Below are 11,798 nucleotides of genomic sequence, written 5' to 3' on the forward strand. Positions count from 1 at the left end.
CAAATGACGAACCTGGTAATTGCAGAACACGACAATGCGTCGATCAAGGCCGCGACGCTGAACACGATCGCAGCGGCACAGAAGATCGGCGGTGATATTCACGTGCTGGTCGCGGGGCATAACGCGCAGGGCGCGGCCGATGCGGCCGCGAAGATCGCGGGTGTCAGCAAGGTGCTGCTGGCCGATGCGCCGCAACTGGCCGCAGGCCTCGCGGAAAACGTCGAAGCAACGGTGCTGACGCTCGTGCAAGATGCGGCGAAGCACTACACGCACATCCTCGCGCCGGCTACCGCCTACGGCAAGAATGTCGCGCCGCGTATCGCCGCGAAGCTCGACGTCGCGCAGATCAGCGACATCACGGCAGTGGATTCGGCCGACACGTTCGAGCGTCCTATCTACGCGGGCAACGCAATCGCGATCGTGCAATCGGCTGATCCGATCAAGGTCATCACCGTGCGCTCGACCGGTTTTGATGCCGTCGCAGCCGTTGGCGGCAGCGCAGCGGTCGAGAAGATCGAAGCGGCAGCCGACGCAGGCCTCGCGCAGTTCGTGAGCCGCGAAGTGACGAAGCTCGATCGTCCGGAACTGACGAGCGCGAAGATCATCGTGTCGGGTGGCCGTGGTCTGGGCAATGGCGAGAACTACATGAAGGTGCTGGAACCGCTGGCCGACAAGCTCGGCGCGGCACTGGGCGCATCGCGTGCGGCGGTCGACGCGGGCTTCGTGCCGAACGACTATCAGGTCGGCCAGACCGGCAAGATCGTGGCGCCGCAACTGTACGTCGCGGTCGGCATCTCGGGTGCGATCCAGCATCTGGCCGGCATGAAGGACTCGAAGGTCATCATCGCGATCAACAAGGATGAAGAAGCGCCGATCTTCGGCGTCGCCGATTACGGCCTCGTTGGCGATCTGTTCACCCTCGTGCCGGAACTCGAGCAGGCGCTCGGCTAACCGCATCCAGCGGTTAGCGTCCGGCACAACGCGCAGTACGTGCCAGAAGAGAGGGCAAATACGCGCCCAGCAAGCGGAATAATCATGAATGAGCTTAACGGATACGATTTCGAAGACCTGCGACCGGGCATGAGTGCCCGGTTCGCCAAGACCATCACGGAGGCGGACATTCTGCTCTTCGCGGGCGCGTCGGGAGACATCAACGCGGTTCACATCAACGAGGAGTTTGCGCAAACCACACCCTTCAAGGGGCGCATCGCTCACGGCATGTTGACCGCCAGCATCATCTCCGCGGCGATCGCGGGGCGGCTGCCGGGCCCGGGCACGATCTACCTCGGCCAGAACCTGCGCTTCAAGGCGCCGGTTCGGCCCGGCGACACCGTGCAGGCCGAAGTGACCGTCAAGGAACTGATTCACGACAAGCGCCGCGTGGTGCTGTCCACCATTTGCACGGTCGGCGGCAAGGTGGTGATCGAAGGCGACGCCGTGGTCATGCCGACAACCTGCCGCGACCGTGTCGTCGAGGACGCGGCTTGCGCCGTCAGCAAAGCATGATAGCGAGCCCCGCCATGAGAATGCCATTCAGCATGCCACACGAGTTTTCCACGGGCTGGGTCAATGCCGGCTTCGATTTATGGCGTTTTTCGCCGGTCAAGGATGAATACGCGACGACGGTGCCCGACACCGACGGCTCGGACTTCGATTTCAACGGGCCGTTTGCGCGAGGCTCCGTGACCCACACGAGCGCCCACTATCTGCAACAGCAGGCGCAACTGTGGAGCGACGCCGTCGCCGGATTGATCGGCGGGCGCACGGAGTTGAAGGCGGTCGCCGAGCCCGAGCAGGGAGACCGGCGCTTTCACGCCGACGACTGGTCCAGCAACGGCTGGTACAGCCTTCTTAAACAGAGCTATCTGATCAATGCCCGGGCACTCGCGGAGTTCGTCGAGGCGAGCGCGCTCGACGAAAAGGGCAAGCACAAGCTGCGCTTTTTCATGCGCCAGTTCATCGACTTCGCCAGCCCCGCGAATTTCGTCGCGACGAATCCCGAAGTCATCCGGGCGGCGGTGGAATCGGGCGGATCGAGCCTGCTCGCGGGCGTTACGCATCTGCTCGACGATCTGGGCAGCGGCTCGATTTCGATTACCGATCAAAGCGCGTTCGAAGTGGGCCGCAGCGTTGCCACGTCCAGTGGCGCGGTGGTCTATGAGAACGATCTGTTTCAGCTGATCCAGTACGAGCCGCTGACACCGAAGGTCGCCGCGCGGCCGCTCGTGATCGTTCCTCCGTGCATCAACAAGTTCTACATCCTGGATCTGCAGCCGGAGAATTCCTTCGTGCGCTTCGCCTGCGAGCAGGGCCTGACGGTGTTCGTCGTGTCCTGGCGCAACCCGCAGCAGGACATGGCGCAGACCACGTGGGACGCCTACCTCGAGGACGGCGTGATGCAGGCGATCAGCGTCGCGCGTGCGATTAGCCGGGCCGACCAGGTCAATGCATTGGGCTGGTGCGTGGGGGGCACGATGCTGTCGTCGGCGCTGGCGGTCATGCGTGCGAACGGCGACGACTCCGTGGCCAGCCTGACGCTGCTGACGGCGTTGCTCGACTTCACCGACCCGGGCGATCTCGGCGTGTTCATCGACGAGCAGGGCGTGGCGATGCGCGAGCATGCGATCGGTGGCGGTGGGCTCTATCCCGGACGCGAACTCGGCTTCGTATTCCAGTCGCTGCGTGCCAACGATCTGATCTGGCCGTATGTCGTGAACAATTACCTGAAAGGCAAAACCCCGGCCGCGTTCGATCTGCTGTACTGGAACGCGGACACGACCAATCTGCCCGGTCCGATGTACAGCTTCTATCTGCGCAACATGTACCTCGAAAACAGTCTGCGCGTGCCGAACAAACTGAAGTTCTGCGACACGCCGGTGGATCTCGGCAACATCGATATTCCGAGCTATCTGATGGCGGCCGAGGAAGATCACATCGTGCCGTGGCGGTCCGCCTATCAGTCGACGCAACTACTGGGCGGTCAAACCGAGTTCGTGCTGGGGGCAAGCGGCCATATCGCGGGTGTGATCAATCCGGCCTCGAAGAACAAGCGCGGCTACCGAACCAACGATACCTGCGACGAGAACGCCGACGAGTGGCTCGCAACGTCGGTTCAGCAGCGCGGCAGCTGGTGGAATCACTGGATCGACTGGGTCAAGCAGCATTCCGGCGAGCAGGTCGAGGCACGCACGAAGCTCGGCAACAGGAAGTACAAGGCAATCGAGAGCGCACCGGGGCGCTATGTGAAGCTTCGCGCCGAGTGATCGGATGGCGATAGCGGGTGCGGCAAGAACGGGGGGTGATGCTCAGTGCATCACCCTCCGTTTTTTTGTCTTCACTGCCACCGGCCGTCACTTCGCATGGCTCGCGCGCCAGTCGCGCGGTGTCATGTGGAAGCGCGACACGAACCAGTTCGTGAACGATCCCTGTTGCGCGTAGCCGAGAAGCGCCGAGACCCGTCCGATCGGATAGGTGGGATTGCTCATGTAGCGCACGGCGAGTTCGCCGCGGACTTCCTCGACCTGATCCGAAAAGCTGGTGCCGGCCGAATTCAACTGCCGTTGCATGGTGCGCACGCTCAGATGCAAATACCGTGCAACCAGCTCGGCGTTCGCCTGCTCGAGTGGTAGCAGCAGGTAGATCGCCTTGCGCACTTCCAGCGCGGCCGATTCCGCGGCGCTCACGTTCAGCGGAGAGGCGAGGCTTTCCGCATAGCGCACGAGTTCAGGATCGGCCAGTGGATTCGGGTAGTCGAGATCGGCGCTTGCGCAGACGAACCCGTTGAAGTCGCTGCCGAACACCAGCGGACAGCCGAAGAAGCGTCGATGAAACGTCAGGTCTTTGGGCGCCGGATGCGTGAAGTGGACCTCGCGCGGTTTCCAGAACTTGCCGAGCAGAGCACCGGAGTGCCGCGCGAGGACACCGAGCGCCAGTTCGATCGCCTGCCTTGTCGGGGTACCCCGTTCGACGACGAGTTCCTCCCGAATGGTGACCGTATTGTCCGCGTCCTCGACGTACACCGCCAGCGCTTCGTTGAGCAGATGACGGTATTCGGCCGCGGCCAGCAACACTTCGCGCAGCGTGCGTTTGTGCGCGAGCAGGACATTGATCACGCCGCTGCCGAAGGTCTGCCGCGTTTCCGCCATTTGCAGCGCGAGGGTCGGGCACGACGCCTTTTCGGCCGTCATTTCCAGTAGCCGGCAACAGGCGGTGGCCGATACGCGATCGTCCGGATTCGCGAGCGCGCCGGCGTCGATGCCGGCCTGCTTCGCGAGCTCGACCGGATTGAGTCCAAGCCGTCGCGTCACTTCGAAATAGCCGCTCATGGCTACCGACGTCACCATCGTTTCCATTGTAGTTTCTCCGGACGATTCACCATGCTGAGTATTTTTTCTAGTCATTAAACACTTGCTTCGCGCAATTATTGGTGTTAACGCGCAGTGGCACGAATCGCTAAAAGGATGGCGTCCAATCATAAAAGTGTAGCGCGCGATTGCCGTATTGTGGGCACATGTCGTTCGATGTGTTCCAGCAAGTTTTCATGCGACCTCGCGATAGCGGAACACCGTCACTTCAAAACTGGATGGAGGCAAACAAATGCAATTTCTCGACGATTCGTTGCACCCTGAGAATCAGGACAAGGTAGTCATCACCACCGCCCCTTACGGCCCGGAATGGATGCCGGAGGACTTCCCGGAAGACATTCCCGTGACGATGGACGAGCAGATCCAGAAGGCCGTCGATTGCTACAACGCCGGCGCCACGGTATTGCACCTGCACGTGCGCGAACTGGACGGCAAGGGCTCGAAGCGCCTGTCGAAGTTCAACGAACTGATCGCGGGTGTGCGCGCGGCAGTGCCCGACATGATCATTCAGGTCGGTGGCTCGATCTCGTTTGCACCGGAAGACGACGGACAAGCCGCGAAGTGGCTGTCCGACGACACGCGTCATATGCTGGCCGATCTCGATCCGAAGCCCGATCAGGTGACGGTCGCGATCAACACCACGCAAATGAACATCATGGAGCTGCTCTATCCGGAGTATCTGGCAGGCACCTCGCTTTCCAACCCCGGGTTCATGGCCGCCTATAGTGAAATGACGGTGCCGGCCGGTCCCGCCTGGGTCGAGGAACACCTGCGCCGCCTGCAGGCTTCGGGCATCCAGCCGCACTTCCAGCTCACCGGCATTCACGCGCTCGAAACGCTCGAACGCCTCGTGCGCAAGGGCGTCTACAAGGGCCCGCTGAATCTGACGTGGATCGGTATCGGTGGCGGCTTCGACGGCCCCAATCCATTCAACTTCTTCAACTTCGTGCATCGCGCGCCGGATGGCTGCACGCTCACCGCCGAGTCGCTGCTGAAGAACGTGCTGCCGTTCAACATGATGGCGATGTCGATGGGCCTGCATCCGCGCTGCGGCATCGAGGACACGATCATCGATCAGCACGGCAAGCGCTTCACGTCGGTGCAGCAGATCGAGCAGTGCGTGCGCGTCGCGCGCGAACTGGGACGCGAAATTGCCACTGGCAAAGAAGCGCGCGAGATCTATCGTATTGGTGTGCAGTACGAGACGGTCGAAGAGACGCTGGTCGCCAACGGCATGGCGCCGAACCGCCAGGCCGGTGTCAGGAACCTGCCGCTTCGCGCGGCGTGATCACCAGGAGCCCGGGCCGGCGCATTGGCCGAGGCCGGGCTTCATGGCTAACGCTTCCGGTGCATAGCGGGGAGCAGATAGCTGAATCCATAACAGTCGTCGGCCCATGCGGGCAAGGCGGCCGCCAGGGAGTCAGCGTGGAAGGAGACAAAATATGCTCGTTCAGCATGCAGCGCCCACGACGGGCGAAGTTTCGGCAGCTCAGACGGACGTGCGCGCTTATGCGTGGGTGGTGTTTGCGTTGACGGTCGGATTGCTGCTTTCCGACTATATGTCGCGGCAAGTGTTGAATGCCGTGTTTCCGCCGCTCAAGGCGGCGTGGCATCTGTCCGATGCGCAGCTGGGTTCGCTCAGCAGCGTGGTCGCGCTGATGGTCGGTGTGCTCACGTTCCCGCTGTCGGTTCTGGCCGACCGCTGGGGCCGCGTGAAGAGCATCGTGCTGATGGCGGCGATGTGGAGTCTCGCGACGGTGGGCTGCGCGATCTCGGCGAACTATGGGCAGTTGCTGCTGGCACGTGCCTTTGTCGGAATCGGCGAAGCGGCCTATGGCAGTGTCGGTATCGCAGTTGTTCTGAGCATCTTTCCGGTCCGGCTGCGCTCCACGCTGACCGGCACCTTCATGGCGGGCGGCGCGTTCGGCTCGGTGCTGGGCATGGCGCTCGGCGGCGCGGTAGCGGCTCACCTCGGCTGGCGTTCGGCATTCGGCGCCATGGCGGCGATGGGGGTCGTGCTGGTCGTGATCTACCGCCTCGTCGTCACCGAAAAGCGTCTTGTGCCGCTGCAGCCGGCGAGCGTGACGAGGCAGGCGCAATCGCGCGGCATGTGCATGAGCCTGCGCGCGCTGATGAAGGGGTTGTTTTCGACGAAGTCCGTGGTGTGCGCCTATGTGGGCAGCGGCCTCCATCTGCTGGTTCCCGCCGCTGTGTGGGCATGGATGCCGAGCTTCCTGAATCGCTATTACGGCATGGCCACCGGCAAGGCTGCGATGTGCGCGGCGGTGTTCGTGCTGGTGACCGGGGTGGGCATGGTGGTGTGCGGAAACCTCGCCGACCGGCTCAGCAAGAACATGCGGGAACGCAAGTGGAGCGCCGCAATCGCCTTCTGCCTCGCCTGTTTCGTTCTGCTCGCGATTGGCTTGCGGATGCCCGCGGGGCCGTGGCAGCTGGTCGTGATCGGCGCCGGCATGTTCTTCTGCGCCGGTGCGAGCGGCCCGTCGGGTGCGATGGTGGCGAACCTCACGCCGCCGACGATTCACGCCTCGGCGTTTGCGACCCTGACGCTCGCGAACAACCTGCTGGGCCTCGCGCCGGCGGCTGTTCTGACGGGGATCATCGCCGATCGGATCGGACTGCTGGGCGCGTTGCAACTGGTGCCGTTCGCACCGCTCGTCGCGGCCGCCGCATTCATGATCGGCAAACGGAACTACTCGGGCGATCTGGATCGGCTGAACACGCTGCGCGAGCAGGCCGCACGCTGACATCGCATGGTGCCGCGCGGACGGCGCGGAGCACCGAACCTGTAACTGCGCCGCTGGCGCAACGAATTCTGCAAAGTGCAGATCAAGTAAAGAATTGGAGAGTCAACATGGCAAAGGCAGTTCGCTTTCATGAAACCGGTGGTCCCGACGTGCTGCGCTACGAGGACGTCGAAGTGGGCAACCCCGGTCCCGGTCAGGTTCGCCTGCGCCATCAGGCAGTGGGCCTCAATTTCGCCGACACCTACTTTCGCAGCGGCCTGTATCCGGTCCCGCTGCCCGCGGGGATGGGCGTGGAGGCCGCGGGCGTGGTCGAGGCCGTTGGCCCGGACGTCACGAACGTCGCGGTGGGCGATCGTGTGACTTACACGGGCTTCCTCAACACGCTCGGCGCGTACAGCACCGAACGCCTGATTCCGGCCGCGCCGCTGATCCGGCTGCCCGATGCGATCGACTGCGAAACGGCTGCCGGCATGACCATGCGCGGGTTGACCTGCGCGTATCTGATGCGCCGCATTCACGACTTCAAGGCGGGCGACACGATCCTTCTGCATGCCGCCGCCGGCGGTGTCGGCCTGATCGTTTCGCAATGGGCGAAGCTGCTGGGTCTGACCGTGATCGGCACGGTTTCGAACGAGGCCAAGGGCGAGGTGGCTCGCGCGCACGGCTGCGATCACATCATCAACTACAGCCACGAAGACGTCGCCAGGCGCGTGCGCGAACTGACCGATGGCGTCGGCGTGAACGTCGTGTTCGACAGCGTCGGCAAAGACACCTTCGAGGCTTCGCTCGATTCGCTGAAGCGCCGCGGTCTATTGGTTTGCGTCGGCACGGCCTCCGGCCCGATCCCGCCGTTCAATCCGCAACTGCTGGCTATGAAAGGCTCGCTCTATCTGACCCGCCCGGCGCTGGCTGACTACATCGCCGACCCGGCCGAGAAGGACGAGCTTGCCGGCGAAATCTTCGGGCTCATCGCCTCGGGACGCATCAAGATCGAGCTGAATCAGCGCTATGCGCTCGAAGATGCGGCGCAAGCCCATCGTGATCTGGAGTCGCGCAAGACGACGGGTTCGTCGATCTTCGTCATCTAAGGAGCTAGCCATGCGAGTCGAACAACTGACGTGCTCGATCGGCGCCGAACTGATAGGGGTGAATCTCGCCCACGCCGTCTACGACGATGGCCTGTTTGCCCAAATCCGCTCGGCGCTGCTGAAGCACCGGGTGCTGTTCCTGCGCGACCAGGACATCACGCGTGCCGAACACGTGGCGTTCGCGCGCCGCTTCGGCGAACTGGAAGACCATCCGGTCGCGGGCAGCGATCCGGAAAATCCGGGCCTCGTGCGTATCTACAAGACCCCCGATCAGCCCAACGACCGTTACGAAAACGCGTGGCATGCCGACGCCACCTGGCGCGAAGCGCCGCAGTTCGGTGCCGTGCTGCGCTGCGTCGAGTGTCCGCCCGTCGGCGGCGACACGATGTGGGCGAACATGGTCCTCGCCTACGAGAATCTGCCCGCGCACGTGAAGGCTCAGGTCGCGGACCTGCGCGCGCGCCACAGCATCGAGGCGAGCTTCGGTGCCGCGATGCCGATCGAAAAGCGTCTCGCGCTGAAGGCGCAATTTCCGGACGCGGAGCATCCGGTCGTGCGCACGCATCCGGAAACGGAGGAGAAGGTGCTGTTTGTGAGCGCTTTCACGAGCCATTTCACGAACTTTCACACGCCGGAGCGAGTGCGCTTCGGGCAGGACGCGAATCCGGGCGCGGGCGATCTGCTGCGCTATCTGATCAGCCAGGCGTACATCCCCGAGTACCAGGTGCGCTGGCGCTGGCAGAAGAACAGCATCGCGATCTGGGACAACCGCAGCACGCAGCACTATGCGGTGATGGACTACCCGCCGTGCCACCGCAAGATGGAGCGCGCCGGCATCGTCGGCGACAAGCCGTACTGAACTAGCAGGTAGCTTCCCATGAATTACGAATTGAAACCGACCATTCTGATGGTTCCGGGTCTGCGTGACCACGTCGCGGAGCATTGGCAAACCCTGCTGCAGCAACGGCTGCCGAAAGCGCTGTCGGTGCCGCCGCTCGAGCACGACAAGCTCAGTTGCGCGGCACGCGTCGCGGCGCTCGATGCCACGCTCGCGCGGATCGACGGCCCGGTCATTCTGGTCGCGCATAGCGCTGGCGTGATGATCACCGTGCATTGGGCGGCGCAGCACAAGCGCGAGATTCACGCTGCGCTGCTCGCGGCGCCCGCGGACCTCGAGACGCCGATGCCGGCGGGCTATCCGGAGCTGGATACGCTCGAGCAGAACGGCTGGCTGCCGATTCCGCGCAAGCCGCTGCCGTTTCCGAGCATCGTCGGCGCGAGCCGCAACGATCCGCTCGGGCGGTTCGAGCGGGTGCAGGAGATGGCGCAGGACTGGGGCAGCCGCCTCGTCGATCTCGGCGAAGTGGGGCACCTCAACCCTGCTTCGGGCTTTGGCGAATGGCCGATGGCGGAGACGTTGATTCGCCGCCTGGTACTGATGTGACGCGGCCCGCGTCGGATCAGAAGGAGTCTGGGATGTCGCGTCGGATCGTGGTGGGTGTTGCCGGCGAGCTCGCGCCGGGCCAGCGCAAGCTGGCCTTCATCGATGGCCGCAGCATCGTGCTGTTCAACATCGAAGGCTCGCTTCACGCCATCGACAACACATGTCCGCACAACGGGGCCGCGCTGTCGAGCGGCCAGTTGGAAGGCTGCATGTTGCGCTGTCCGGCGCACGGTCTGCGCTTCGACGTGCGCACGGGCTGCATGGCGGGAACAGGCGGATTGAGCGTGACGACCTTCCCGGTCGACATAGTGGATTCAAAGGTGGTGGTGAGTCTCGACGCGCCGAACCCGACGCCCTCGCAAGCGCGAGCCGGCAGCGCGGCAACGTAAGACCGGTAGGCCGGGCCCGAGACGCCACAACCAATCAGGAGACGGAAAGATGCAAGGCTTGATGATGCAGCAGTCGCTGCTGGTTTCCGCGCTGCTCACACACGCGGAGCGCCATCACGGCGAACAGGAAATCGTGTCGCGACGCGTGGAAGGAGACATCCATCGTTATTCGTATCGGCACCTCGCGCAGCGCGCGCGCCGTATGGCCAATGCGCTGTCGACGCTCGGCGTCGGCCAGGGCGAGCGCGTCGCGACGCTCGCGTGGAACGGCTATCGCCACATGGAGCTCTATTTCGCGGTGTCGGGCTCCGGGTCCGTGCTGCATACGCTGAACCCACGACTGCACGTCGACCAGCTCGCGTACATCATCGAGCATGCGGAAGATCGTGTCGTGTTCTTCGACCTGACCTTTCTGCCGTTGATCGAGAGCGTCGCGCCCCGGGTGAAGAGCCCGAAAGTATTCGTGGCGATGACCGATCGCGCGCACATGCCGCAAGCGAACGACCTGACTGGCATGCTGATGTGCTACGAGGATCTGCTCGAACTGCACGACGACGTTTTCGAATGGCCGCTGCTCGATGAAAACAGCGCGTCGTCGCTGTGCTACACGTCGGGCACCACCGGCAATCCGAAGGGCGTGCTGTATAGCCATCGTTCGACCGTGCTGCACACCTACGCGGCGGCGCTGCCCGATTCGCTGAACTGTTCCGCGCGCGACGTGATCCTGCCGGTCGTGCCGATGTTCCATGTGAACGCGTGGGGACTGCCCTATATCGCCTGCATGGTCGGCGCGAAGCTGGTGTTTCCGGGGCCGGCGCTCGACGGCAAGTCGCTCTATGAACTGATCGAAACGGAACACGTGACGCTGTCGGCCGGCGTGCCGACGGTGTGGCAGGGACTGCTCACGCATGTCGATGCGATGGGCGGGACCTTCTCGTCGATGCGACGCACGGTGATCGGCGGGGCGCCGTGTCCGACCGCGATGACCGAGGCGTTCCAGAAGCGCCACCGGGTGGAGGTACTGCACGCGTGGGGCATGACCGAATTGAGCCCGATCGGCACGGTCTGCAGCTTCAAGGCGCATCAGCAGTCGCTGCCGATGGAGGATCAGTACAAGGTTCAGGCGAAGCAGGGACGCGCGCTGTTCGGCATCGACATGCGGATCGTCGACTCCAACGGTAATGAATTGCCGTGGGGCGGCGAGAGCGCTGGCGATCTGCAGGTGCGCGGTCACTGGGTCACGCAGCAGTACTTCGGCGCCGACGTCGAGTCGCCATTGTGCGACGGCTGGTTTCCGACCGGCGACATCGCGACGATCGACCGGCACGGCTTCATGCAGATCACCGATCGCAGCAAGGACGTGATCAAGTCGGGCGGCGAATGGATCAGTTCGGCGGCGATCGAAAACGTCGCTTATCTGCATCCGGAAGTCTCGACGGCAGTGTGTATCGCCGCCCGGCATCCTAAGTGGGACGAACGGCCGCTGCTGCTGGTCGTGAAAAAGCCGGGCAGCGAGCTGACCAGCGACGAACTGCTGTCCTTCTTCAACGGCCGGGTCGCGCGCTGGTGGACTCCCGATGCAGTGGTGTTCGTCGACACGGTGCCTATCGGCGCAACAGGCAAGGTCCTGAAGAACCAGTTACGCGATCAGTTCGGCAACTACTACCTGCCCTGACGCACGGCTTTCGCAGCAACGCAGTTCGATTCACGCAACAACAACGCGACCGGGTACGCCCGGCGCACACAAA

General features: G+C 63.5%; 11 protein-coding genes. 10 read left to right on the forward strand and 1 reads right to left on the reverse strand.

Annotated elements, in window-relative coordinates:
* Window positions 1-3: 3 nt before the first annotated feature.
* From HWY30_RS26870 to phaC, 3 genes are all read left to right on the forward strand, one after another.
* A complete protein-coding gene (locus HWY30_RS26870) occupies window positions 4-951 on the forward strand; it encodes an electron transfer flavoprotein subunit alpha/FixB family protein (protein ID WP_090809447.1) in 948 nt (315 codons plus the stop codon).
* 84 nt (window positions 952-1,035) lie between these two features.
* Window positions 1,036-1,506 carry a MaoC family dehydratase gene (locus tag HWY30_RS26875; RefSeq protein WP_090809449.1) on the forward strand — a complete coding sequence of 157 codons (471 nt, stop codon included), beginning with the start codon at window positions 1,036-1,038 and terminating at the stop codon, window positions 1,504-1,506.
* A 14-nt stretch (window positions 1,507-1,520) separates the two neighbouring features.
* On the forward strand, window positions 1,521-3,263 hold the full coding sequence (gene phaC / locus HWY30_RS26880; RefSeq protein WP_176078952.1) for a class I poly(R)-hydroxyalkanoic acid synthase: 1,743 nt from the start codon (window positions 1,521-1,523) through the stop codon (window positions 3,261-3,263).
* A gap of 87 nt (window positions 3,264-3,350) precedes the next feature.
* Here the strand turns inward: phaC and HWY30_RS26885 are convergent, their stop codons facing one another.
* Window positions 3,351-4,352, reverse strand: coding sequence for an AraC family transcriptional regulator (locus HWY30_RS26885; protein WP_090809453.1), 1,002 nt, complete (start codon window positions 4,350-4,352; stop codon window positions 3,351-3,353).
* 244 nt (window positions 4,353-4,596) lie between these two features.
* Between HWY30_RS26885 and HWY30_RS26890 the strand changes: the two genes are divergently transcribed.
* The 7 genes from HWY30_RS26890 (at window position 4,597) to HWY30_RS26920 (ending at window position 11,725) form a co-directional block, all read left to right on the forward strand.
* A complete protein-coding gene (locus tag HWY30_RS26890; protein ID WP_090809455.1) occupies window positions 4,597-5,652 on the forward strand; it encodes a beta-keto acid cleavage family enzyme in 1,056 nt (351 codons plus the stop codon).
* 154 nt (window positions 5,653-5,806) lie between these two features.
* The gene (locus HWY30_RS26895; RefSeq protein WP_090809457.1) at window positions 5,807-7,129 is read left to right on the forward strand and encodes an MFS transporter; all 1,323 of its coding nucleotides are present in this window, start codon (window positions 5,807-5,809) and stop codon (window positions 7,127-7,129) included.
* A gap of 107 nt (window positions 7,130-7,236) precedes the next feature.
* Window positions 7,237-8,217 carry a quinone oxidoreductase family protein gene (locus HWY30_RS26900; RefSeq protein WP_090809459.1) on the forward strand — a complete coding sequence of 327 codons (981 nt, stop codon included), beginning with the start codon at window positions 7,237-7,239 and terminating at the stop codon, window positions 8,215-8,217.
* A 10-nt stretch (window positions 8,218-8,227) separates the two neighbouring features.
* Complete coding sequence (locus HWY30_RS26905) at window positions 8,228-9,076, forward strand: TauD/TfdA dioxygenase family protein (protein WP_090809460.1); 849 nt, start codon at window positions 8,228-8,230, stop codon at window positions 9,074-9,076.
* A gap of 18 nt (window positions 9,077-9,094) precedes the next feature.
* Entirely contained in the window at window positions 9,095-9,661 is a 567-nt protein-coding gene (locus HWY30_RS26910) for an RBBP9/YdeN family alpha/beta hydrolase (protein ID WP_090809461.1), read from the forward strand.
* Window positions 9,662-9,693: 32 nt separating this feature from the next.
* Window positions 9,694-10,050 (forward strand): Rieske (2Fe-2S) protein, encoded by a 357-nt coding sequence (locus HWY30_RS26915; RefSeq protein ID WP_090810467.1) that lies wholly within the window; start codon window positions 9,694-9,696, stop codon window positions 10,048-10,050.
* 49 nt (window positions 10,051-10,099) lie between these two features.
* Window positions 10,100-11,725, forward strand: a complete 1,626-nt coding sequence (locus HWY30_RS26920; RefSeq protein ID WP_090809462.1) for a 3-(methylthio)propionyl-CoA ligase — start codon at window positions 10,100-10,102, stop codon at window positions 11,723-11,725.
* Window positions 11,726-11,798: the final 73 nt, after the last annotated feature.

This window comes from Paraburkholderia tuberum STM678, from assembly GCF_902833905.1.
GTDB classification, from domain to species: domain Bacteria; phylum Pseudomonadota; class Gammaproteobacteria; order Burkholderiales; family Burkholderiaceae; genus Paraburkholderia; species Paraburkholderia tuberum.